Source organism: Sphingobacterium sp. UBA5670, from assembly GCF_002420705.1.
Taxonomy (GTDB): Bacteria; Bacteroidota; Bacteroidia; order Sphingobacteriales; family Sphingobacteriaceae; genus Sphingobacterium.
Map to the genome: position 1 here is coordinate 1 of NZ_DIIM01000024.1, position 23072 is coordinate 23072.

The window sequence follows — 23072 nt, forward strand, 5'->3', positions numbered from 1 at the left end:
TGCTCTCATTTGTGAACTAGCCTGTATTATTGATAAATATAACGAATGTTCATAATTCAACATCAATTATTCGATATCAGATAACCAATAAACAAGCATGTGCTGTTTTGATGGCAGTAGCCAATTATTCCGTCTAGTTTTCTCAAATTGACAAAGAATAATTTATCAAATCTAAATGTATGGCAAAGAATAAATAGATTAATGTACAGGGAAAGGAAATAACAATCATCCTCGACAATGGCAAAGAGTTTATTTCACTTACTGATATTGCCAGGCACAAAGATTCGGCACATATAGATAGCATAATTCAAAATTGGATGAGAAATCGCAATACTATTGAACTCTTAGGTTTTTGGGAAAGTATTTACAACCCTAATTTTAAACCCCTCGAATTCGACGGTTTTAGAAAACAAGCTGGTCTCAATAGTTTTGTGATGACTCCCAAACGCTGGATAGAAAATACCAACGCAATTGGTATAGTTTCTAAAGCTGGAAGATACGGGGGGACTTTTGCTCATAAGGACATAGCACTAGAATTCGCTTCCTGGATTTCAATCGAGTTTAAACTTTATATAATAAAGGAGTTTCAACGTTTAAAAGACGATGAAAACAATCGTTTAAAATTAAATTGGGATTTACATAGAACTTTAGCCAAGGTGAATTACCAAATCCATACTGATGCAATAAAGGAAAACCTCATTCCAGCAGAAATTACCAAGCAGCAAGCGAATTCCGTTTATGCCAGCGAAGCCGATATACTGAATGTCGCACTATTTGGTATGACAGCCAAACAATGGAGAGATACTAATCCTGACAAAAAGGGCAATATTCGAGACTACGCAATTATAGAACAGTTGGTCGTGTTAAGCAACATAGAAAGTATAAATGCGTTGCTGATCCAACAAGGCCTACCACAAAATGAAAGACTTATACAACTGAACAAAGTAGCGGTAACCCAAATGAAGTCGCTCGTAGAAAATAATGGTGTTAAAAAATTGAAATAGAAAGGTTTCTTATTTATCCATTCCTCTAACTGGAAATATGATGAGTTTTAAACAAATCTTATCATCAATGCGTTAGATAAGCAATTCTATTTCTTATCCTATGCAAAGTCGATCGAAGAACAAATCTGTTAGATTTGTAAGACTGCAAATGATCAACATCCAGATTGAATAGATAAATGTTCTTAGTATGAAATCAATATTTGAGAAAAACGTAAGAGAAGCAGTCATCGAACGAATTAATTTATTACACGAGGACAGCGATGCGCTTTGGGGAAAAATGACAGTAACGCAAATGGTCAGGCATTGTATATTATGTGAACAATATTACCAAGGATCCATAAAGGTGAAGCATTCATTTTTAGGGCGAATGGTTGGTCAAAATGCGATAAAGGGGATATTGAAAGATGAAACAACAAGTTTTGCCAAAAACGCACCCACATCCGCTGTATTTATCGTAAATGAAGACATACATGATTTAGAAATGGAGAAACGAAATTGGAAATTATTAATCGAGAAATATGAAACATTTGAAAAAGATCCATTTGTACATTGGTTCTTTGGTAGAATGTCTAGAGCTCAATTAGGTCAGTTCATATACAAACATTGCAACCACCATTTAAAGCAGTTTGGAGCGTAACCCAAAAAGCCACGAAAACGCTACATGGGTCAGGCGTTATACTGTTTTGAGGGGGGAAGTCAATCAAAATTTCAATTGGTCTTTTTTTTGTAATACTGCGACATTGTTGTAGAGACAGGCGTTAAAAAAAACGTCTCGACTCGGCCTTAGCACTGGTTTATTCTTTCACCTGAGATACCCATTTCGGAGCACGATCAATTGTCTGTCTAAGGTATAAATTCAATTGTGCAACATGATGTTGAATATGCCACATATTATACAATAGAATCTCAAGGCAAGAAAAGTTTTTAGATTCGTTGATCCAACGTGCATTCATTCTGCTAGGAGTGAGTTTTTCTATATGCGTTCTAGCTTTTTGTCTGCAGTACTCCAAATACGCAAGAATTTCTCAATTCCTTAATAAATAAATCTTGGTCTTTCATCATTTTTATATTGGAACAACTTCCTTACTTTCTTCCCTCCTTAAATCAATAGATCTTGAATACGATGATAAAATTAAGGTTCCACATAACCCCGATATTCTCCTTGGACATCACCTAACCACTGCTCTACAGATTTTCCCAATCTAAGCCTTGTCCTGATTTGATCGTCTGTTAAATACTGTATCATAAATAGAAACGTGATGTATGAATTTAGTAAATTGTCCTATGGAAAAGAAATCATTTCGGCATCATCTTTTAAACCATTTGATTGATTTATGAAAGTACGCTTTTTAATCCCATTTTTATTTTTCATCATAGCATGTCAAAACACTGATCAAAAACAGGTACCAGACAAAATCCAAAAACAAGCATTTGACTATGCAGTTGTTAAAAATGATTATGCTGAAATTTTAGATGCTGTAATTGCCTATAACTCCATTTCAGATGAAGTAGCTAAAACTAATAAACCAAAGACCTATATTCACCAATGGTTCATGAAGGACTCGCTATATAATGCCTACGACAAAGACTTTGTGCCTAAAGGCCTGAGGATCCAAAAATTGCTGGGCTTAGTAGGCCATAGCCAGCAAGACTCTACAGGCTATCTCAATCAGGTCAGAGGAAGGGATACTGTATGTATTCCACTACAAATCAAAAAGAAATATAACGTTGCATACCATAAAAAAACAGAAACGAAGGCGCAATTTCTGTCAAGATATACATTTCACTTGCCTATCATGTCGCATGATCACAAAAAAGCATTTGTATCGTTAGACTACGTATGCGGAGCACTTTGCGGTCAGGGTTATGATTTTATCCTGGAAAAAATTAATGGAAAGTGGAAGGTGATAAAACGCGACTATACATGGATATCTTAAGTAGTCAATCCTGTGCGTATACCAAACAAATAAAAATAGTACTTTCTACATTTTCTCAACGTTGTGCTCCCAAGATCAGGAAGGAATCCGTGAGGACATTATTTTTATGGTCAAAATTGTTCGAAATCACTGATCATGGATTTCCGAAATAATATGATATAAGCCAACGTAATATCCAGTATAACTGCCAATTGCTATTTAAAATAACTTGAAGGAACTTTCATATCAGCTGTTTCATTATTCTACCCTACCTTGTTATATCAAAGTCAATAAAGAACTTCTGGTAAATGAGCGTTAAATATGTATATTTAATTATGAAAAATATTCTTTTCGCTTCCACACTGGCTCTGTCTATACTTTCCTGCCAAGAAAATAAGCAACAGAACCCACCTATTGTAGAGAATGCAGTGGATAATGCTGAATCGGCTGCTTCAGGTTCTTTTAAGAGTTATCGTGGAAACAATATAACTGTAGACAATATCTATTCCGAATTGATAAAAGATGATAAAAACCTTACAGCTCTCAATTCCAGGATTGTGAAGACATTAGAGGAAACAGAAAAAGTTTTAGCTGTATATAACAGTGTACTCGAAACCACTAATTCTTATTATCAGGATGCCAATGAAGGAACGAAAGCCATTACAGATTCACTTGTAAAACAACAGGTAGAAAAAGAAATTAGCGCCAGTGCTGATCGATACGATCTTAAAGTAAAAGATATAATAGATCATATCAGTCAAATAACTAAAAATAATGAAAAGCTCGTTAGCACCTATACTGCTTTTAAAATCAGAAAAACACTACCTGAAATTGAAAAATATCAAAATGCGCATCCTCTAAAAATAGATAGCCTGAATACTTTCATTTCCAAACAGAATAAATTGCTGGAAGAATTAAAGAAATTTAAATAAATGATATCAAGAGAAGAAATAGTGAGTCAACTTGGGTGATCAGAAAAATAACCATAACTGATATATTTAAAACGAATTGCTTTGGATAGAACAACACATACAATCACTATTAAATCAATTGACCAAATTCCGACAGTCGATGAAATTAAATCAATTTCAAGAGAAGTGGCCTTAACGCTTATTTTTGAAGGAAAGACGAATAAACAGCGAGAACAAATCGGACAATATCTCGAATATGCACTTTCTGGTTTTCAGGTCTTGATCCATACTATCGACCCTGAACTTAACGTTGTAAAACTAATTACCGATAAAGAAATTGAAGATCATCAAGACTTTTTTGAGCAATGTGCAAAAGATTACGGGCATCTAGGTGGACAACTAGTGTTTATGTTGGTTGACAAACTTGATTTAAATTTAAATAAGGATTTTCCACTAGATACGTTTAACGAGTTAAAACAAGACGATCGACAGATAGGAACAGTTGGTGAATGGAGGTATTTCGTCCATGGTTTTCACTGCGGTTTTCAACATTTGACAACGAAACAATGTATTGAGGTTCCTCTTACCTTCGGACTCGAGTTTGGAGATTTAGATCCATATTTTTTCATGAAGTTTATCCTGTCTTCACCGGGCTACAGGCCTCTGCCAATTCCCCTATTTGATGAATATGCCGACGGATTAAGAATAATAAAAAAAATGACCGCATTAGGAAAATTTGAAGAGATTCCTTCTAATGTCCCTGGCCACACTGGCATTGCCGTCACAGATAGAGAGAAAGTTGAGATTAAATCCGACTTGGATTTAGAAAAAATATTCGTAAAACATATTGAGGAAATTAAAAAGAAACCTAAATTCAACCTTTGGAAATTTCTTGGTCTAAAAAGATGAGAACTCTTAGGTTTTTGTGAAAGTATATATAGCCCTAATTTTAAACCTTTCCAATTTGAGGGGTTTAAAATTAAGGCTGGTTTCAAGAGTTTTGTGATGCACTCAAAACGCTGTATAGAAAATACCAACGCAATTGGTATAGTTTGACAAAGATGTCTTTCGTACGTTCTAGAAAAAGCTTTAGACTGCGTAAAATAGTGTAAGATTACACCCTACTTTTTGCTTCGGAAAGTGAAACGGTTTTACCCAATGCGCCAAATTCATGAAGATCTCCAAATACTTCGATACGTATCGATTGGTTTAGACCTCCAATACGCAATGGATTAAATCCGCTGTCGAGAATCAATTGATCGACCTCTTCATCAACACTCCTGTCATCCGAAGCATAGAATAAAACGGCCTGCTCGGGTAGCTGGAATGCTGCGCTGGCAAGAGATGCCGCGCCCAATGTTCCCAGCGCTTTCACCAATTTTGCACCCACAGGAAGAAGGGTACTATTTAGCTCACCCCCAGATTCATTTTCGCCAATAATCTTTTTAAATCCCCCCTTATCATCTGGTGCAATGGGGTTGGATGGATCGATGATAATTTTGCCTCGCAATGCTGTACCATAATCAGAAAATAATTTCTCGATGTTATTGAACCAAACAGCCATAACAATAATATCTGCTTCGTTCATAGCCGAAGCAATATCACTTGCTGTTGCCAGACTTCCAAGCTGTTCCGCCAGGGTAACAGCATCTTCTACATTTCTGCTTGCAAGAGTTACCGCGCGATTGCCTTTTACAAGATTTTGAGCTACTATCTTTCCGATGTTTCCCAAGCCGATGACGGCTATTTTCTTTGTTGTTGCCATGCTATAATTTTTTATTTTAAGAATCAATTCAACAGTCCAAATCTCTTTAGAAATTGCTTCTCCCACCCATAAACTTTCCCAAGAAATAGCATTGAAATAATTTAAGACCTTTTCTTAAACTTATTTATTGATAAGTTCGTTACGATCTCCCCACCTTTGTCTAAACTCATGAATATAATGAAAAATTTAGCCGAAAACGAAATTGCAACAGTACTCCAGGAGTACGCACAAGCAATCAATACGGTCCAGACAGACCTTATCCATACCTTTTATGCAAAAGATGGACTACTTATGCCCGAAGGGGTTAAAACACTGACACGGGAACAACTTTTGTTTAGTAGATCGCATATTTTTTTTGAACGGAAGAAGTTTAAAATTGCCTACATGATTAATCATATCGCATGTGATGGGAAGTATGCTTTTGTATCTGCAAGCGCTAAGACATCAATGAAAGATGCTGTTTCTGGAATTGCTGTTGAAAAATCGAGCCGCGACTTTTTTGTATTCCGCAGAGATGCCGACACCTGGAAAATCTTTCGATATGTTTTTAATAGAACGACGTAAATGTCTTAAATTGGATAAAGTGAGAAGACTGACTTAAAAAACAAGTATATTTAGTATAAAAATGGAAGATCATTGGAACAAGTAGAACCCCTAGAAAAAGCGTTGGCAATGCTTATCGACAATTTCAAACAATTTTTTCCGCTTAATAAGGAGGAACAGGAAGCACTGAGGCGTCTTTTTACGCTGAGAATCGTAAAGAAAAAAGGATTTCTGCTTCAAGAAGGGGAAGTTTGCCGGCACTATTTCTTTGTTGTTATGGGCTGCTTTAAGATGTTTGCCGTAGACAGTAATTTTAGGGAACATAATATACAGTTTGCTGCGGAAGGTGATTGGATCGCAGATTTCCAAAGTTTTTATAATGAAGAGCCGAGCAGGTTATACATCGAAGCGGTAGAACCGGCTATCGTCCTACAGATCCAACACAAAGATCTTTTGTATCTATATACTAATTACCATAAATTTGACCGCAACTTTAGGATCATCATCGAACGGAAGCTAATGGAATACCAAAACCGTATTCTATTGAATATTAGCACCAATGCAGATGAACGCTATGTTGCCTTTCAGAAACAATACCCTCACTTGATCAATCGACTTCCGAACACACAGATCGCTTCCTACTTGGGTATCACTTCCGAATTTCTGAGCAAAATCCGAAAAAAGGCGCTGGGTAAAAAACAGTGAGCACGATTTAAATTAACCCTTAAACTAGTTCAAGGATGTTTCTTAAGATTGTTCATGCATCGTAAAGGACTCAGTTGGGTAACTTTGTACGAGTTTTTAATCAAAGAATAATATATGAAGAAGGTTAAGCTTTACAAAATGCGTTACGCGCGATTTTATTCAATCGTTCTATTAATAGGGTTAATTGTAAATACAGTATCTGCACAGACAATAAAACTGGAAGAAAAGCGGCTTACTCCCGTGCAAACTTCCATGTCAATGACACGTATCAATGGAAAAAGAGCTGTTAGCGTAATCAAATCGCCCAAAGTACTTGCTGATGATGAAGCAACCTATGTTAGGATCAATGATCTGGACTTTAAAGATGGTGTGATAGAGGTAAAAGTTTTGTCACAACTGCTGCCCGATGCGCCGGCTCATGCCAGAGGTTTTATCGGTCTCGCTTTTCGGATCAATGAAGATAATTCCCGATTTGAAAGCATCTACGTACGTCCAACAAATAGCATCGCCAATGACCAGCTGAGAAGAAACCGGACTGTTCAATACTTTTCTTATCCGAATTTTAAATTTACGGATTCACGTGCCACCGCTCCAGGTCAATACGAGGCCTACGCGCCTATTCTGCCCAATCAGTGGATCAAATTAAAAATCGAGGTAAAGGGCCAAACAGCCAAGTTATTTATCAATGATGCCAAAGAGCCCAACCTTATTGTCAATGATCTCAAAATGGGTGCCGATAAAACTGGGGCTATAGGTCTTTTTGTTGATATCGGAACCGAAGGTTTTTTTAGGGATTTGAAAGTGACAAGCAAATAATTAGGACTCGAAAGCTAATGTCACTTTGTAATACCGCATCTTCCATTTGGACAAACGAATGGCCCAGAAAACCAGAAGTGAGTAATGATTTTGAAAGCTATATAGAACTTCACTTCTGTAACACTTTCAATTCATCAAGAATATCACTTAGAATTTCAATTCTTGCCTTTCCAAAATCAGGATTTTTATCAGATGACTGGATACAATTTGAAAAATAATAAATATTGTCTTTAGTTGTGACGTAACCAACATACCAACCCACATATTGTTGATCTTGTTTGCCAGATCCAGTCTTCGCCCTTACGACAGAACCCAGTGTATCCTTAGCAATCAAAGCTGGGTACCCTTTGTACTCGAAATAAAGAAAATATTATCCAGATCAAAGGGTGAAAAGTTTGGTATTTCCATTGGGATTAAAGTCGTTAAATGTTAAACGAAACTTGCTTATAATTTGTTTTTAAATAATTGTTCGCTGCTCATTTGATTGACAATGCAAGTATCACGAAATTTTAAAAGGTTTGAGACCAAATACAATATTAAGATTCACTTTCATAAACAAATCTCCGTATATAGTTTTCCAAGTCGGTAAGATCAAAAGGTTTAGCTAAAAATCCGTCGGCTTCACATTCTACTGAAATACTCCGGCCATCGATATGACCTGAGATCATAATTACAGGCAGCTTATCATGTTTAGATGAACTCCTGAGATCACGCATTACTTGATCTCCGTTACGTCCAGACATATGAATATCCAAAAAGAGTATATCAGCATCTATACTATCCAATACTTCCAACAGAAATAAGCTGTTCGCCACCGTTATAACTATCGTATCTTGATCCTCCAATATTATGGAACATGCATTCAGTATTTCTATATCGTCATCACACACCACAATTTTCTTTTTCATTTTGAGTTTTTTTTAATTCTATCGATCAGAGATACATTTTCAAAGATCATCATTTATAAAAAATGGATCTTACAGACGTAAGATCCATCCATTTTTTTTATTTAGTAACTCTTATTTAGCTTTTGTATTGAGGTTGGTATCCGCCAAGGCAGTTAAATCAGAATCACATTTTTTTTCTTCTGCAAGAGTCTCACGCAAAAGCTGAATAACCTCATTGTACTTCAAGACTTTAGCAAATGCCGCGAGGGTACCATATGTGGAAATTTCGTAGTGCTCAATCTTTTGGGCAGCAGCGATAATACCTGCATCTCTAACGGTTCCTTCTTCGGTTTCCTCGATAATATGTTCACCTTCTTCGATCAACCCAGCCATTGCAGCACATCGCTCTGCTTTAGGCTTCAGCTCCAAAATCTCAAAGCACTGTTCCAAGCGTTTCACATGATCTTCGGTTTCCAAAAGATGTTTGGAAATAGCTTTTTTTAATTTCTCCGCGGTAGCGTTTTTTTCCATTTTGGGCAATGCTTTTATCAAAGCTTTTTCCGCCCAATAAATATCTTTAAGCCCGTCTTCAAATAGCTCGGCCAAATCTTTTGCCGCATCGGATCCTGAACGCTTTTTCGTGTGGTCTGTGGATTGTTTCGTCATCGTTCCATTTCCAGAATTTTCACTTGCGTTACTTTTAGTTGTTGTTTCCATTTTTTGAAAGTTTATTGCCCTAGAGCTTTTGAATTTGAACATCCATCGAACAGTATTAGTTCTATTAGCAGAGCAATCACCTGTATTTCACGTGTATATTCCGACGAAGACGTATAAAAACGTCTTTTTGTATTGAAAATCAAGGTCTTTTTAAACGGAATAATAAGTGCCTCCAATTGGGATTCGCCCCTCTCTGCCAAGATTAGATTCTAAAAAAACATTAAATTATGCTTATATTTAGACATAAGGTCCGCTAACACAAGATTCGAACAGAAAATCAAACATCTTATTCGCCAATTTGTAATTATATAGTCATTCCTTACAAAGTGATATATTTTAGTCATTGATATTTGACTTCGATTTTACTAACAGCGACAGATATGAAAGAAAATAATGATGCCATCTCCCATTTGCTCATGCGGATCGAAGATATTCCTGCAGTAAAGAATATATTGAACACCATATGTCTATATACGGGAATGGATCTAGGGCTGGTGACCTCTCACAATGGCCATCAATGGATAGCCTGTGCTGTACGGGATTCGCTCGGAGTCGGGGTAACAGCAGGGCAGCAGCTCGAATTACATTACACCTTAGGAGATGAGGCACATGATAAACATGCACCTATTATTATCCCCAATATTGACCACTGTGAAAATGAAGATTGGAAAAAGAAATTGCATGCAAAAGGTTTTAAAAGTTATATCGCATTTCCGATCGTTGACAATGACGGATTGTTCTTCGGAACCCTCTGCACGATAGATTATAAAGCCGTGTCAATTGATAGAGAGCGGATAGCACCACTATTTGAACTTCTATCTGAACTGATCAGTTTTCATTTGGGTTCGATCGCCAAAATAAAAAATACCGAAGCCCTGTTAGGTGAAGAATTACAATACTCTGAACGCAGGGATACCCTATTATCCGTGTTAGGGCATGACCTAAAAAATCCATTGAGTGCTGTCATTACCTTATCGCAATACCTCACCGACAAACTCGAAAATGTAAAACATAAACAAACGGCCAAACTTATTTATGATTCGTCCTATAGAATGAAAGGTCTAATAGATAACATGCTTGATTTTGCCCGGAGTAAGCTAGGCACAGGAATACATCTGAACAAAAATCTGGTCGAATTAGATAAAGTGATCCTTCAGGCCCTTCGTGAGATCCAGACGAGTGTACCCCAAAGAAAAGTACATACAAATCTCGGAGCAAAAACTCCAGTAAAATGTGATCATGAGCGTATGGCACAGGTGTTTTCAAATCTCATAGGAAACTCATTCCGGCATGGTTTGGAAGAAAATACTATCGTTATAAACTCTTCTATTGAAAGTGACAGATTTATCTTCCAAATAGAAAATGATGGCCATAAGATAGCAAGGCCTATATTCAATAACCTATTTAAGCCCTTCGTAGGAAGAAAAAACCAGAAAGAAGGCGGACTGGGATTGGGTCTTTATATTTCCAAACAGATAATCACAGCTCACAGGGGTGATATCCATGTCAAATGCTTTGATGAAAAGGTGGTTTTTACTCTCTGGATACCAATTTGATAGATGCTTTATTCATTATACGATACTCAAATTCAGTTTTGTTAAAGAAAAAAGCGAGCAAAAGGCTGGTCTAATAATCCAGCCTTTGTGCAAGTGCAAACAATTAGCTATCTTTTCATCAATCGCCTATTTCTTTTTTTTACGGAAAACATTCTCCGTTAAGTCTTTCGAAACAGAATCTTTTTCTTTTTGATAAGAAGATTGCGTTTTCTCTTTTGTGCTTTTTTCCTTTTTAATGTCTTTACTCATGATGTATGGATTTTATAGCTGATCAATATGTACTTCAGCAGAAGTTCAATATCTCCATCATAAATCTTTTCATATACTACTTGTTAAAAAAGAACAACTGTAGTTTCAGCTGCAGGAGTAAAGTTAACAACCTTTATCATACACTGTTATCTACAAATTATCTACACCATTGCTTTTTTTAGTCAAATTTAGTAGTTGAAGCTAAAGTTCTACTCTAATCCAGTGCCCCGCTTGTCTAGCTATTTTTAGCATTATGGAGTAACACCCTCTTATTTTATCAACCAACTTAATGCTAATCTTGATAAAAAACAAAGAAAACTTGACTGTCTGAACAACAGGGAGGAGGTCACAATCACCGAATTCTCTACTTTTAAATGCTCCAGTTTTTTGGGGAGAGGTCATGAAGACTTACCATTTTGGTAGACTTACCTCCATTCCGGAGTATTTACTTTTCCACGAATAAAACGTTCCCTGACTGATCCCATGCTCGCGACAGATGTCAGATACCGATTGACCTGACTCCTGAAGTGATAAAATCTTAATGATCTGTGGCTCGCTGAATTTACTTTTTTTCATTGTCCCTAATTTATAAAACTACATTAATAATCGTAGCTATTTTTAGGGGAGATTACAATATGAAACATTTGAAAAAGATCCATTTGTACATTGGTTCTTTGGTAGAATGTCCAGAGCTCAATTAGGTCAGTTCATATACAAACATTGCAACCACCATTTAAAGCAGTTTGGAGCGTAACCCAAAAAGCCACGAAAACGCTACATGGGTCAGGCGTCATAACGGGTTCGTTCTATGGCAAGTATCTGAAAATGGAAGGGGAAGGTCAGTTAATTAGAAGAGTCCAATCTCAGCTGTCGGGAAAATGGGGTACTTACATAACCTTACCTAAATGAAAAGAATCCAAACGTCCTGCTCCCTGAAACTTGGCTCTTATACCGACAATATTCCCAATCCCTTTAAAATTTACTCCCTCATAAGCTTGCTTACCATTTAATTTAATTCTAATTTTTTCAGATCGCGCATCGCATTCAACTTTAACAGGTGTTGCGTAATCAACTCCAAATGCTGACAGATCGTGGAACTTTCCATCTATAAGTTGTTCACCTATTCTTAGCTTATTTTCCCCAACACAGCCAGCTTTAGAAAGAGGAATGATTATCGCCCCGTCTGTACCAAGAAGTGTGAGATCAGTATGCTTACATGGAGCAGCTGGATGAGCAAATGTATTTTGTATATTAACTGATAAATAAAAGGAGCGGCTGTCTACAGTAAGATCTCGATTGACATAAGTCAATAAGAATGATGGAATACCGCCGTCTGTGGGTAGATAGTAATCTTTTTCTTGGGCTGAGATACCATACCAGCTGTCGTGACGATAACTGTCTTTCTGTAAGTAAAAAGGTATAGCATCTTTATATAATACACCTATCCAATCCTCTGTTTCTATAAATATGTCGTGTTCGCTTACTATGGAATCATTCAATATTAACTTGGCCCGGTAATATCCGGGTAAGTAATAGACGCTTGCATGTTGATGGTGAGACTTGTCAACTTTGATCCTTCTCTTTTCGTCCCAACTCTGCTGGATAAATACACTGTCGGCATTGGATTGCATCGCATCGTATTCAAATATAACCGTATTGGGAACACCAACAGAAACTGTTCTGCTATTAAATTTAACGTTATCGAACTGTAATGTATTAATAGCTTTCTTCTGCAGCAAGAAGCCTACTAAAAAAAATGATGAAAGGAGAACCAGTATTGCTACTAAATATCTAAATATCTTTTTTTTCACTATAGGTTCTGGGGATGTTACAACGCCTTGTGGCTTCGTTGTATCTACACAATATTTGACAAAATCCCTCCAATTTTGGTAATCGATAAACCTCGACAGTGTATCTAGGGTTGATATATTAGGTTTGCTTTGATATTTTACTTTCCCCCAAATTCTTTTCAAGGTGCTCGCGCTAATAAGCGTTTTTGTTTCAATCAAAATCTGATCACTGAGATTTTCAAAATCTTGGGCCTGCCAATTAGCACTATTTCCCCAGCCTAGTTTTTCTTCAATTAAGGCTTTGCAGTGATCGATATAGAATTGGTTTTCAGACATGAATATTCTAAATATGAACTTGAACTTTTTTGAACAGCGAATGAATTTATAAAAAGTTAGCGATATACTAGATTTAAATCAGCAAATGAAAACCAAAAAATATAAATCAATCTTAATACTATGTTCAAGATCAAAATTACAATTAGTTTCTTAGTTTTACTTTTTTCATCTATTAAACTGCTAGGACAGCAAGTTCACACTCCAGCACTAAATGAGGAAGCGCTGGAAGGTATGAACAGAAAATTCTCAATTTCTTCAACCAATAATGATTCGCAATTTTTACATGTCGAAGGAAAGCCCAACCCTGGTATAGTTTGGATTAAAAATTTTTTGTTCGAAAGTGGCACGATTGAATTCGATGTCAAAGGTAAGGATGTGTTTCAGGAAAGCTTCGTCGGTATCGCTTTTCATGGAATTAATGACAGTACTTACCAAGCAATTTACTTTCGGCCGTTCAATTTCAGATCCAACGACCCGATCAGGAAAAAACATGCGGTGCAATATATAGCACTTCCAGAAAATGACTGGCCGTACCTGAGAAAAGAATTTGCAGATAAATACGAAGCCCCGCTGCTCCTTGATGTAGATCCGAACAATTGGTTCCATGTCAAAATTGATGTGTCGGCAGAAACTATTAAAACTTACATCAATAAGGACAAAAATCCGGTGCTAGTCGTTAAGCCACTGCACCAAGCCTCTATGGGAAAAATCGGTTTTTGGACTGGACATGATTCGGATGGTGATTTCTCAGGTTTAAGAATCATTTCTAAAAAATAGGAAAAAATTGTGACTAACTTATATCTCGATATGACTAATTACGATTAGTTCTATTAAAGCTTCTCGCGTCGAAAGTGAAGGTAAGTTAGATACCTCTCGCATTCGAGGTTACAAGACACGTAAAACCGGGATGCAATCCGATTTCTTTTTTGACCTCGTTTGGCATATCTTTATGCTAGTGATTCCGTACTATCGTTTTTCTTTTTTGGAATATTATCATTTTATTGAATAAGTAATGACAATAAAAAACATCGACAATTCTGAACATTATATTTGGGGTGAAAATTGTGATGGATGGCACTTATTGAAGTCTGATTCTTTAAGTGTGATTCAAGAGAAAATGCCGCCCGGAACAAAAGAAAGTCTGCATTTTCATAGTAAGGCACAGCAATTTTTTTACATATTAAAGGGTATCGCAACTTTCGAGATTGATACTCAATTATATGTTGTTGTTGAAAATAGTGGCTTTCATATCCAAGCAGGTCAGAAGCACAGAATTTCCAATAGAACTAATCAAGATTTAGAATTTCTTGTTATTTCACAGCCAAAATCTCATGGAGATCGAATTAATTTGTAATCATTCATCAAAAACGAAACATGTTTGGGTTTCTAAACTCTCTGTTATTTTAACAATGTTAAACTGCTCAACGCAAAAGAATCTTGATGACTTTGCTGAAATAGATCTAAACAATAGCAGCAGTTTTAAGCAACAGTGTAACCCCAATTTTAAACCCCTCGAATTCGAGGGGTTTAGAAAACAAGCTGGTCTCAATAGTTTTGTGATGACTCCCAAACGCTGGATAGAAAATACCAACGCAATTGGTATAGTTTCTAAAGCTGGAAGATTCGGGGGGACTTTTGCTCATAAAGACATAGCACTAGAATTCGCTTCCTGGATTTCAATCGAGTTTAAACTTTATATAATAAAGGAGTTTCAACGGCTTATGCAATTAAATAGAGTTGCTATGACACAAATGAAGTCGCTCGTAGAAAATAAATCCGTTAAAAAATTGAAATAGAAAATCACACGTATTTTTAGAGAAAGTTTCTACAATTGTTTCTTCCGTTCCTATCACATAATAATACGATGTGGATTAATGGTCTGCACAGGTTTAGAGTCTCCCCACATAGCCCTTATCTCATTTTCAATATCTTGACACATCCGAGAAATAGGGATGTCATTCGGGCTGCCTTCAAAAGGATTTTCAGTACTCTCTCCTACTTGGTCTAATGACGTGTAGACCCAGGATATAATCATGCTGAAAGGTATGACAAGCCACACCATATGGCCCTTCATCAATCCAGTTACAAATTCATTGAATGCATTAAACTCCTTTAACATAGCAAAAGGTAACAAAAAACAAAAAAGCCAGACAAATATCCGATTGACAGTTGCATATTGCCTTGGATAAGGAAAATTTTTTATTTTTTCACTTCTCGCTTGTAGGGTAGAAAATTCACGCAAATATTTATGCAGTTCGAAAAAGCGGGCATTGTCAAGCTCACCAGTATCAGACAAACTTACCAGTGCGGTGCTCTGCAAACTCATCAGTTGTATCAGCGGATTACTGGCGGAAATCACTTTTTCAATTTCATCATCACTAATATATTTTTGTAGTACTGTTGACAATGCTATTTCCCGCTCTGGAATCGTGTAGAAGTTAGCATATTCGCGATTATAAGACTTATCAATATTTTCCCAGGCCCGCTTGGAACGTAATTCATACCGCAGTACTGTGAGCCATGCCAAATTGCGAGATGCAATCTCATGTGCCCTATCGCTGTCTTTAATAAAATCGCGACACATCATTGCCCAAGCCCTGCTCATGCCAATCTTTAGCGCCCAGATGTCACGTGCCTCCCAGGTCCTGTTATACGTCTGCTGGTTTTTAAAACCAACAACAAAGGCTGTTGCTGTTCCTAAAAAGGCAACTATGGGCCAGGGTACTACTAGCCAGTGAAGGGCCAATAATTCATATAACAAAACAGGGACAATACTGATCAAGAGCAACAGAAACAAATTTCGTCGCGTCCAGAAAATAAATTCGGTTATTTTATAGGTTTTTCCAATGTACATCGTTCAATATCTTATAAAAATGAGCATCAATCAGGTAAAATATTCGCTCTTGCGGATATGCAGTTTTTTGATTTTTGAATGTAGGGTATTGCCTGGAATCTGTAGAATTTCCGATGCGCTTCCCGGACCCGAAATCTTACCGGCACAACGCTTTAAAACCTGGATAATATAATTGCGTTCCAATTCATCAAGTGAATAATTTAAATACTGCAGCTCATCCTGTCCGGATTCGGCATGCACCTGAGGAAGGTAAACATAGTCAATCTCTGCTGTTGTGGTCAAAAGAATGGTCCTTTCAATCAAATGTTCGAGCTCGCGTACATTTCCGGGCCAGCTATAGCTACGCAATTGCTGAATTACTTTTGATCCTATTTTCTTTATTTTACGCCCCGTATTGCGACTATATTTTTGCATAAAAAAGTCGGTAAGCTGGGGGATATCTTCGAGACGTTCACGTAGTGGGGGCAGCTGTATCGGGAATACATTGAGCCGAAAATATAGGTCAGCGCGAAAACGTCCTGCTTTTACTTCTTCTTCCAGGTTACGATTGGTCGCCGCGATAAGTCGAACATCAATTTTGATGGTCTGTTGCCCGCCGATCCTTTCCAGTTCACGTTCCTGAATAATCCGCAACAATTTTGATTGCGCTTCCAAGGGAAGTTCGCCAATCTCATCCAAAAAAAGTGTGCTTTGGTGTGCCAGTTCAAATTTACCGATACGGCGCTCCACAGCGCCTGTAAATGCGCCTTTTTCGTGTCCAAATAATTCGCTTTCGATCAGATGGGCTGGTAAAGCTGCGCAATTTACTTTCACCATGACTTTATCTTTTCGATCTGAGGATGTATGTATACCTCTGGCGACCAGTTCTTTGCCAGTTCCTGTTTCACCAGTAATCAAAACGGTGGTTCCTGTACTTGAAACCAGCGACATCAGGTGATACACGTGCTGCATAGCCTCTCCACTACCAATTATTTCAGAAAAACTGTAAATCGTTTTGATTTGCTCTTTTAGGTAATCATTTTCTATTTCCAGATTCTTTTTATAGGCCAATAGTTGTTCATTTGCACGGAGATTATCAATGGCAATTGATATCTGTGAACAAATACCCTTAATAAGCATCTTATTGAGCTGATCGGCCAGCAACCATATCGTACCAATATTTTTGTCACCGATCCGCAAAGGCAGGCCATACATATTCCTTAGCCCCGTGGTCTTCCATAATCGGGCATAATCGTTTCCTTTTTTAATTTCCTCCTCAACATTGAACACAAGGCCGTCCTTGCTGGCCAATACTTGCGCGGTATATAGTTCATCGATTGTAATAAGATTACTTGCCAATTTATCAAAATCGGTTTTTGCACTGGCAAACAATGCGGTATCATACATAAAGGGAGATAAGTGGATACCATCAGCTTCGATCACACGGATCATCGACAATCTTGTAGACAGGATTTTATCCAAAACCCGACTAATAGCCCATTGAAGATCCTGCTTCGTCCTCAGTTGGGTAATATCATTGCTGAAATCCAATAAAAAGGATTGCTCCTGCTGCTTTTTGACTAGCTGTTCGTTAGCCACCGTATTGGAAATAGCCGTGGAGATCTGCGCACATATGCCCTGGAGTAAAGGGATATTGATTTCGGCGGTCTCTAATAACAACAGGCCTAAATTGGTTTCACCATTCCGCAACCGTATCCCAGTAAATGTCATTATTCCCAATGATTTCCAATAATGGAGATAACCGGAGGAAATACCACGCTGCACCTCCCGGTCGACGTCGAATAACAATGGAATAGTACTCGTTAAAATACGATTCTGTAATCCATCATTAAGCGGCAGTTGTTGAAACCAATCCACTTTGACTTTCGGTACAGGATGTGTTCCAAAATCATAAATGTAGGGCTCTGTAAGTGATTTCGTATCGCCACAGATTCGCCGAATAACAAAACTTCCCGTCGGGCTAAGTTGCTTCAATATGTCCCGAACGGTGTCCGTTAATTCTTCCTTTGTGCGAACAGCGGCCATTCGGCTACTGAATTCGAGCAGAAAAGTCTTCTCTTTTTCCCTTTTAAGCAGCTCTTCGTTTTTTACAATATTGGAGACTGCACTCGATATCTGGGGTATAATACCAACAATGACATCTCTGAAATTCTGGCTAAAGCCATTTATTTTATCGGTGTAAATGTGAAGGAATCCAATAGCATGTCCCTCTCGCATCAGTTTAGCCATTAAAATTTCCCGTACACCTCTTTCATAATTAACGCTCAGAAATTTTGGGCTTCCCGGATCGTCCATTATATCGGATATCACAAATGAAACTGGCTCGGCAGAATCCAACACAGTACGAATAAATGGTCCATTAAGGGGAAAACGAGCTTTTATCATTTCCTCATAACGTGGATGATCCCGAATCGGAGAGCCGTCATTGTCAAGAAGAAAGGGACTGTAGGTATCGTCCTTGTAATCGATGGTGGTAACAATGGTATGGGTAATAAAATATAGACCTTTTATACCTTCCTTAAAAAGCCGAATTAGATCGTTTTTGTCCCGAACCTTAGTTAGATCATTGCCTAATGCCAGTAGGATCTCTCGCTCTTTTTGGTAATATGCGATGCTCTCCAAGGAGACATCATCTTTAGGACTGGTGGTTTTATTTGCTTTCATTTTATACAGAACTGTAGTAGCAGTATCCTAATCATGTTTACTGATGCGTTGATATTTTGGCTATAGTTCGAATATACGCAATCTGTTTAATCATTTTATCCACTTAAAATAAATGGACAAGGGCATTAGAAATAATACAAGCGGCACAATAACTGAAAAGCTGGTGCCCAGACAGTTTATAAAACCATTGTATCGTCGATGTGATATACCTAAGGAAGTGAAAGCACTAGTAAAACCATGCAAGAGATGCCAAAACAGGGAGACACAACCAAATAAATAAACCAATACTTCCAGTGGATTGCTAAACTTCTCCAGCATCAGATCATAAAGTGGCAGTTCCTCGTCATTACGAAACTGATGAATACGATTTGGTATCCAAAAGTTGGACGTATGTATGACTAAAAACAGCAGCAAAAGAGTTCCCAACAAGGTCATACTCTTGCTATACCATTTTATTTTGGGAGTGGCCAATGGATAAGCATATTGAATAGGACGCGCGTCCCTATTTTTTTTCCATAAAAGAAGCCCTTGCACAATATGGAGGACAAATCCAACAATAAGAACGATTTCCAAGGTCCTGATCACGGGATTTGTGGCCATAAAATGTGCTCCAATTGTAAACGTTGCTCCGCCATCGTTGTAAAATATGAGGGCATTGACCGACATATGCACCAGCAAAAAACTGATGAGGAACAATCCGCTCAATGCCATTGTAAATTTTCGGCCCAAAGAGCTCGTAAAAGTTGTATAGAAACTCTTCATCGTATAATATTTAAAAATATCATTCAAAATCCAAGAGCACACGGTACTCTTGGATCAGATCTTGTTTATTTATTAGCGCTTAGGCAAAACCATTCTTCAAAGGTGAGTTTACCTAATTTTGCTCCTGCAGCAGGTATTAACGTAAATTCTTCCAAAGGTGAACCAAAATATAAAGCTTCGCTACTACCCACAACTTTCTTGGGGTTTTCTATTTTGGCTAAATATTGTCTCACTAAGTCTGCCAACTCAAATTGTTCAGGTCCACCAATTTCCACCATTCCATTGATTGGCTGGCAAAGTGCAAACTCGACGACAAATGAAGAAACATCTTCAGCTGCAATAGGTTGTATTTTAGCGTTAGACAAATTGATCACATCCCCATCCTGTGCAGACGCAACGATACCACCGAGAAACTCTAAAAATTGTGTCGAATGGATAATCGTATATGGAATACCTGATCTGACAATAAGATCTTCCTGTACTTGCTTTGCCCTAAAATAGCCACTTGCCTGGAGACGGCTTGTCCCGACGACAGACAGTGCAATATGATGCTTTACTCCGGCATTAATTTCTGCTGCTAGTAGATTTTTTCCGGACGTCTCAAAAAATTCCATCACATCTTTATCGGCAAATGACGGTGAATTGGCCAAATCAATCACAACTTCCGCTCCGTTAACAGCTTCTGCCAGCCCCTCACCTGTAATGGTATTTATACCCGTGTTTGGTGATGCTGCAATTACTTCATGCCCCAAAGCCCTTAACTTAGCGACAGTTTTTGTTCCGATCAATCCAGTGCCTCCAATGACTAAAATCTTCATGTTTTTAAACTTAAAATTTATCAAATATTTGTATTATGTTTCTCCTTTTTCATGAGCCAAAAGCTAACTTTTAATGAGCGGCTAACTAAGTATTGGATCGTTAAAAAGTGGTTATAACCTTAATTCATCTTAAGCGAAACCACCACCAACTTGAAGATGGCTGCTAAGCGCAATTCTGTTCCAGGCATTTATTGTGACTACCGCTATAACAATCTGTGCGATCTGGTTCTCTGTAAAATACTTAAGTGCATTGCTATAGGTGTTATCGGTAAGACCTTGTTGATGAATTAGGGTAACTTCCTCCGCAATAGACAACACACTCCTCTCTTCATCAGAGAATATTGATCCAGCTTCACGCCAAGCATTTAGTAAAAAAATACGCTGGTCAGTTTCGCCATTTTTTAAAGCATCTCTAGTATGCATGTCTATACAATAAGCACAGCCATTAATTTGTGATGCCCTTATTTTAATAAGTTCTTTTAAAGATTTAGAAATATCTACTTTAGAAAGGTAGGTTTCAAGTCCCATCATTGCTTTTAAAGCTTCCGGTTCTGCTGAGTTAATATTAATTCTTTTTTGCATTATTTTGTTTTTGTTAAATGAACAGTTCTTGTTTTTAAGGACTGTATCAACAGAGGGGCCAAAATAACCATATCTCTAAAAATCAAGTGATTATAAATTAAAGCTAGTTTAAATATTCATCATATAAAGTGATATTACCTAATTAATCACTGTATTTAATGATCCAACATGGAGGGTTTAAGAAATAGAAATAAATGCCTATGCCCTTAACAATCGCAAAAAGGTTCACCCAAGGCCATAGAAACTATTTTTCCAAAAACAAAGATCCAGCTGTGCATCGTTCACTAGATAAGAACAAACATGCCATATAACTGAAAAAGATAAGAAGCTTGTAATTGATTCGGGATATCAGCGGAAAGTCTTGTTATAAACAATTTTCAAATATCGAAAATCCGACAGTAGTCACATCCGAGGCGGCATTAGACAGAATAATAATTGCTTTTTTGGATTTATCATCAAAGGCAACAAATGACCTAAATCCACCTGTACCTCCAGAATGATGAAATATCGTCTTGCTTCCTGCTTTTTTAACACGCCAGCCCAATGCCATAATTTGATCGTCGTTTTCAAAAGTGATCTGATGAGTCAAAAGAATGGCTTTTTGCAGTTTATTTTTTGATCCTAACTGTGCCCTCATAAAAATAATCATATCGTCCAATGTAGATCTTATGGCACCAGATCCTGCCAAAGATTCTAAGTGCCAACACGACGTTGGCCTTCCTTTTTCATTGTATCCTTGTACAAGCCCGGCATCTTCTAGTGAAGTATTTTTCATTTCCAAGGGCAAGCAAATATTGTCAATGACCAATTGTCCAAAACTTTTGTTATTATGGCGTTCTAATGCTACACCTAATACACCCGCGCCTAAATTTGAATAAGAAAACTTCATTCCGGTCTGAGAAGAAACTTTATACTTTTTCAGAAAATGGAAGAGTGAATCAACCTTATAATGACTATATGGATCTGCAAGAACGGCATTAGTTGTAAAAATATTATCCGGGAGCCGAGGAAATCCAGCCGTATGATTTGATAATTGCACAAGTGTGATTGGATGACCATGCCATGCTAAACGAGGAATAGAATCGGGCAGATATTTACTGATCGGATCCGCTAATTGCATATTGCCATCAACGACTTCTTTTGCCAATAAAAGTGAGGTGAAAATTTTTGTAACCGAACCAATCTCAAAAATACTTTTGGAAGCGTCTGGAAGTTGCTTGCTTGACTTAGCTATAGTCCCATAACTATATTTTCTTTGCCGCTTTCCATCAATTACCGCTAACATGATACCTGCGGTAACACCCTTTTGCATGTAGGGCCTGACGAATTTTTCCACCAGCAAATCGATGGAGTCATTTAATGGATTATCGCTCCCCACGTTGAAATTCTTATCTTCCATTAAAAATGGTAGTTCCTTAAAATTCATCCTTAGGACCTGTTTCTCATTATCCAGCAGAACAGAAAATAATTGTTCGGAGTTTTCAAATTGAATGGTATAATTATATCCGCCGGTAGTCGAATCAACAAAAGAAAAATGTTGCATTATTCCCACATTTGCCACAAACTTCCGCATTCCCAGCGAAAACTTTTCTTTTGAAATTTTAGATTGGTAGGTGGCAGATGATCGCCCGTAAATCTCGTCTGATTTCTTTTCATTAAAAAGTCTTTTAAACTCCCTCAGAAAATAATCGTAATCGGCACGAGTAGTCTGAGCAGGTAAATACTGTACTGAGAACAGCAATAAAACAAGGAAACTGTAAAATCTATAATTAGGTTTAATTTTCATTTTTATGTATTTGGGGCATGTCAAACAAATTAAATATACGATATGTTTAAAGCATCTTCAAAATCGAATAGCTTACCCTGCCAAGGGAGTAAGCTTGGCATACATCCCCCCATCCCGTCCCAGACAATACCTTTTCGTAAAATAATGGTTTTGACACCCAAGCTTTAGGTGTCTGCGTAAGGTGGAGTAACTGATAACCAATTTTCCTAAGGTGTGAAACAAGTTACCCACCTATAAAACCTTCCCCCAGCAATTGAGATCTTTTTCATAGATTAGCTTTTTTAATATTGTCTACAACATCGTAAAGTGCAGTGTAGCGCTGTTTTATAAATAAGCAATTTTGTAACGCAAATAGCTCTTAAGGGCCACGAGCGCTTTCTGGGTGTTCGGTATGCGAATCCTATGCTCTAA

General features: G+C 37.4%; 24 protein-coding genes and 1 pseudogene. 12 read left to right on the forward strand and 13 right to left on the reverse strand.

The window, feature by feature from the left end:
* Positions 1–197 precede the first annotated feature (197 nt).
* The 5 genes from B3C94_RS21255 to B3C94_RS21275 all read left to right on the forward strand — a co-directional run bounded on the left by B3C94_RS21255 (position 198) and on the right by B3C94_RS21275 (position 4740).
* Positions 198–1004, forward strand: a complete 807-nt coding sequence (locus B3C94_RS21255) for a KilA-N domain-containing protein (RefSeq protein ID WP_293907574.1) — start codon at positions 198–200, stop codon at positions 1002–1004.
* 187 nt (positions 1005–1191) lie between these two features.
* The gene (locus B3C94_RS21260; protein WP_293907530.1) at positions 1192–1641 is read left to right on the forward strand and encodes a DUF1569 domain-containing protein; all 450 of its coding nucleotides are present in this window, start codon (positions 1192–1194) and stop codon (positions 1639–1641) included.
* Positions 1642–2338: 697 nt separating this feature from the next.
* Entirely contained in the window at positions 2339–2941 is a 603-nt protein-coding gene (locus B3C94_RS21265; protein WP_293907532.1) for a hypothetical protein, read from the forward strand.
* 314 nt (positions 2942–3255) lie between these two features.
* Positions 3256–3852: a hypothetical protein gene (locus B3C94_RS21270; protein ID WP_293907534.1), complete on the forward strand. Its 597-nt coding sequence runs from the start codon at positions 3256–3258 to the stop codon at positions 3850–3852.
* A gap of 81 nt (positions 3853–3933) precedes the next feature.
* On the forward strand, positions 3934–4740 hold the full coding sequence (locus B3C94_RS21275) for a DUF6896 domain-containing protein (protein ID WP_293907536.1): 807 nt from the start codon (positions 3934–3936) through the stop codon (positions 4738–4740).
* A gap of 205 nt (positions 4741–4945) precedes the next feature.
* Here B3C94_RS21275 and B3C94_RS21280 read toward each other — a convergent pair whose 3' ends face one another.
* Entirely contained in the window at positions 4946–5596 is a 651-nt protein-coding gene (locus tag B3C94_RS21280) for an NADPH-dependent F420 reductase (RefSeq protein WP_293907538.1), read from the reverse strand.
* Between the two features lie 177 nt (positions 5597–5773).
* On the opposite strand from B3C94_RS21280, the gene B3C94_RS21285 reads away from it, so the two are divergent.
* From B3C94_RS21285 to B3C94_RS21295, 3 genes are all read left to right on the forward strand, one after another.
* The gene (locus tag B3C94_RS21285) at positions 5774–6160 is read left to right on the forward strand and encodes a YybH family protein (RefSeq protein ID WP_293907540.1); all 387 of its coding nucleotides are present in this window, start codon (positions 5774–5776) and stop codon (positions 6158–6160) included.
* 72 nt (positions 6161–6232) lie between these two features.
* Entirely contained in the window at positions 6233–6844 is a 612-nt protein-coding gene (locus tag B3C94_RS21290; RefSeq protein ID WP_293907542.1) for a Crp/Fnr family transcriptional regulator, read from the forward strand.
* A 114-nt stretch (positions 6845–6958) separates the two neighbouring features.
* Complete coding sequence (locus B3C94_RS21295; RefSeq protein WP_293907544.1) at positions 6959–7660, forward strand: family 16 glycoside hydrolase; 702 nt, start codon at positions 6959–6961, stop codon at positions 7658–7660.
* Between the two features lie 109 nt (positions 7661–7769).
* Here B3C94_RS21295 and B3C94_RS23570 read toward each other — a convergent pair whose 3' ends face one another.
* The 3 genes from B3C94_RS23570 to B3C94_RS21305 form a co-directional block, all read right to left on the reverse strand.
* Positions 7770–7994 carry a penicillin-binding transpeptidase domain-containing protein gene (locus tag B3C94_RS23570; protein WP_414712709.1) on the reverse strand — a complete coding sequence of 75 codons (225 nt, stop codon included), beginning with the start codon at positions 7992–7994 and terminating at the stop codon, positions 7770–7772.
* Positions 7995–8196: 202 nt separating this feature from the next.
* Entirely contained in the window at positions 8197–8568 is a 372-nt protein-coding gene (locus B3C94_RS21300) for a response regulator (RefSeq protein ID WP_293907546.1), read from the reverse strand.
* Positions 8569–8679: 111 nt separating this feature from the next.
* Complete coding sequence (locus B3C94_RS21305) at positions 8680–9264, reverse strand: ferritin-like domain-containing protein (RefSeq protein WP_293907548.1); 585 nt, start codon at positions 9262–9264, stop codon at positions 8680–8682.
* 380 nt (positions 9265–9644) lie between these two features.
* On the opposite strand from B3C94_RS21305, the gene B3C94_RS21310 reads away from it, so the two are divergent.
* Complete coding sequence (locus tag B3C94_RS21310) at positions 9645–10820, forward strand: GAF domain-containing sensor histidine kinase (RefSeq protein WP_293907550.1); 1176 nt, start codon at positions 9645–9647, stop codon at positions 10818–10820.
* Positions 10821–10946: 126 nt separating this feature from the next.
* On the opposite strand, the gene B3C94_RS21315 is transcribed toward B3C94_RS21310, so the two are convergent.
* From B3C94_RS21315 to B3C94_RS21325, 3 genes and pseudogenes are all read right to left on the reverse strand, one after another.
* Positions 10947–11069, reverse strand: coding sequence for a hypothetical protein (locus B3C94_RS21315; protein ID WP_257787001.1), 123 nt, complete (start codon positions 11067–11069; stop codon positions 10947–10949).
* A gap of 423 nt (positions 11070–11492) precedes the next feature.
* A pseudogene (tnpA, locus tag B3C94_RS21320) lies at positions 11493–11645 on the reverse strand (IS66 family insertion sequence element accessory protein TnpA); the annotation flags it as partial.
* A gap of 311 nt (positions 11646–11956) precedes the next feature.
* Positions 11957–13195: a hypothetical protein gene (locus B3C94_RS21325; RefSeq protein WP_293907554.1), complete on the reverse strand. Its 1239-nt coding sequence runs from the start codon at positions 13193–13195 to the stop codon at positions 11957–11959.
* A 120-nt stretch (positions 13196–13315) separates the two neighbouring features.
* Between B3C94_RS21325 and B3C94_RS21330 the strand changes: the two genes are divergently transcribed.
* From B3C94_RS21330 to B3C94_RS21340, 3 genes are all read left to right on the forward strand, one after another.
* Positions 13316–13972, forward strand: a complete 657-nt coding sequence (locus tag B3C94_RS21330; protein ID WP_293907556.1) for a hypothetical protein — start codon at positions 13316–13318, stop codon at positions 13970–13972.
* A 235-nt stretch (positions 13973–14207) separates the two neighbouring features.
* On the forward strand, positions 14208–14549 hold the full coding sequence (locus B3C94_RS21335) for a cupin domain-containing protein (protein ID WP_293907558.1): 342 nt from the start codon (positions 14208–14210) through the stop codon (positions 14547–14549).
* Positions 14527–14991 carry a KilA-N domain-containing protein gene (locus B3C94_RS21340; protein ID WP_293907560.1) on the forward strand — a complete coding sequence of 155 codons (465 nt, stop codon included), beginning with the start codon at positions 14527–14529 and terminating at the stop codon, positions 14989–14991. Before B3C94_RS21335 ends, B3C94_RS21340 begins: the two co-directional genes overlap by 23 nt.
* Positions 14992–15044: 53 nt before the next feature.
* Here B3C94_RS21340 and B3C94_RS21345 read toward each other — a convergent pair whose 3' ends face one another.
* The 6 genes from B3C94_RS21345 to B3C94_RS21370 form a co-directional block, all read right to left on the reverse strand.
* Positions 15045–16049, reverse strand: a complete 1005-nt coding sequence (locus B3C94_RS21345) for a bestrophin family protein (RefSeq protein ID WP_293907562.1) — start codon at positions 16047–16049, stop codon at positions 15045–15047.
* Positions 16050–16079: 30 nt separating this feature from the next.
* Positions 16080–18713 carry a sigma-54-dependent Fis family transcriptional regulator gene (locus B3C94_RS21350; RefSeq protein WP_293907564.1) on the reverse strand — a complete coding sequence of 878 codons (2634 nt, stop codon included), beginning with the start codon at positions 18711–18713 and terminating at the stop codon, positions 16080–16082.
* A 90-nt stretch (positions 18714–18803) separates the two neighbouring features.
* Positions 18804–19475, reverse strand: a complete 672-nt coding sequence (locus tag B3C94_RS21355) for a succinate dehydrogenase cytochrome b subunit (RefSeq protein WP_293907566.1) — start codon at positions 19473–19475, stop codon at positions 18804–18806.
* A gap of 65 nt (positions 19476–19540) precedes the next feature.
* Complete coding sequence (locus B3C94_RS21360) at positions 19541–20293, reverse strand: SDR family oxidoreductase (RefSeq protein ID WP_293907568.1); 753 nt, start codon at positions 20291–20293, stop codon at positions 19541–19543.
* A 129-nt stretch (positions 20294–20422) separates the two neighbouring features.
* Positions 20423–20875 carry a carboxymuconolactone decarboxylase family protein gene (locus B3C94_RS21365; protein ID WP_293907570.1) on the reverse strand — a complete coding sequence of 151 codons (453 nt, stop codon included), beginning with the start codon at positions 20873–20875 and terminating at the stop codon, positions 20423–20425.
* Between the two features lie 364 nt (positions 20876–21239).
* Positions 21240–22661: a serine hydrolase gene (locus tag B3C94_RS21370; RefSeq protein ID WP_293907572.1), complete on the reverse strand. Its 1422-nt coding sequence runs from the start codon at positions 22659–22661 to the stop codon at positions 21240–21242.
* Positions 22662–23072 lie beyond the last annotated feature (411 nt).

Bases quoted from the DNA above. Each gene is read 5' to 3' on its own strand.
- B3C94_RS21295 (WP_293907544.1), top strand. From the start codon at position 6,959: ATGAAGAAGGTTAAGCTTTACAAAATGCGTTACGCGCGATTTTATTCA.
- B3C94_RS21325 (WP_293907554.1), bottom strand. From the start codon at position 13,195: ATGTCTGAAAACCAATTCTATATCGATCACTGCAAAGCCTTAATTGAA.
- B3C94_RS21345 (WP_293907562.1), bottom strand. From the start codon at position 16,049: ATGTACATTGGAAAAACCTATAAAATAACCGAATTTATTTTCTGGACG.
- B3C94_RS21285 (WP_293907540.1), top strand. From the start codon at position 5,774: ATGAAAAATTTAGCCGAAAACGAAATTGCAACAGTACTCCAGGAGTAC.
- B3C94_RS21350 (WP_293907564.1), bottom strand. From the start codon at position 18,713: ATGAAAGCAAATAAAACCACCAGTCCTAAAGATGATGTCTCCTTGGAG.
- B3C94_RS21355 (WP_293907566.1), bottom strand. From the start codon at position 19,475: ATGAAGAGTTTCTATACAACTTTTACGAGCTCTTTGGGCCGAAAATTT.
- B3C94_RS21335 (WP_293907558.1), top strand. From the start codon at position 14,208: ATGACAATAAAAAACATCGACAATTCTGAACATTATATTTGGGGTGAA.
- B3C94_RS21270 (WP_293907534.1), top strand. From the start codon at position 3,256: ATGAAAAATATTCTTTTCGCTTCCACACTGGCTCTGTCTATACTTTCC.
- B3C94_RS21300 (WP_293907546.1), bottom strand. From the start codon at position 8,568: ATGAAAAAGAAAATTGTGGTGTGTGATGACGATATAGAAATACTGAAT.
- B3C94_RS21330 (WP_293907556.1), top strand. From the start codon at position 13,316: ATGTTCAAGATCAAAATTACAATTAGTTTCTTAGTTTTACTTTTTTCA.
- B3C94_RS21310 (WP_293907550.1), top strand. From the start codon at position 9,645: ATGAAAGAAAATAATGATGCCATCTCCCATTTGCTCATGCGGATCGAA.
- B3C94_RS21265 (WP_293907532.1), top strand. From the start codon at position 2,339: ATGAAAGTACGCTTTTTAATCCCATTTTTATTTTTCATCATAGCATGT.
- B3C94_RS21340 (WP_293907560.1), top strand. From the start codon at position 14,527: ATGGAGATCGAATTAATTTGTAATCATTCATCAAAAACGAAACATGTT.
- B3C94_RS21305 (WP_293907548.1), bottom strand. From the start codon at position 9,264: ATGGAAACAACAACTAAAAGTAACGCAAGTGAAAATTCTGGAAATGGA.
- B3C94_RS21280 (WP_293907538.1), bottom strand. From the start codon at position 5,596: ATGGCAACAACAAAGAAAATAGCCGTCATCGGCTTGGGAAACATCGGA.
- B3C94_RS21360 (WP_293907568.1), bottom strand. From the start codon at position 20,293: ATGAAGATTTTAGTCATTGGAGGCACTGGATTGATCGGAACAAAAACT.
- B3C94_RS21365 (WP_293907570.1), bottom strand. From the start codon at position 20,875: ATGCAAAAAAGAATTAATATTAACTCAGCAGAACCGGAAGCTTTAAAA.
- B3C94_RS21260 (WP_293907530.1), top strand. From the start codon at position 1,192: ATGAAATCAATATTTGAGAAAAACGTAAGAGAAGCAGTCATCGAACGA.
- B3C94_RS21315 (WP_257787001.1), bottom strand. From the start codon at position 11,069: ATGAGTAAAGACATTAAAAAGGAAAAAAGCACAAAAGAGAAAACGCAA.
- B3C94_RS21370 (WP_293907572.1), bottom strand. From the start codon at position 22,661: ATGAAAATTAAACCTAATTATAGATTTTACAGTTTCCTTGTTTTATTG.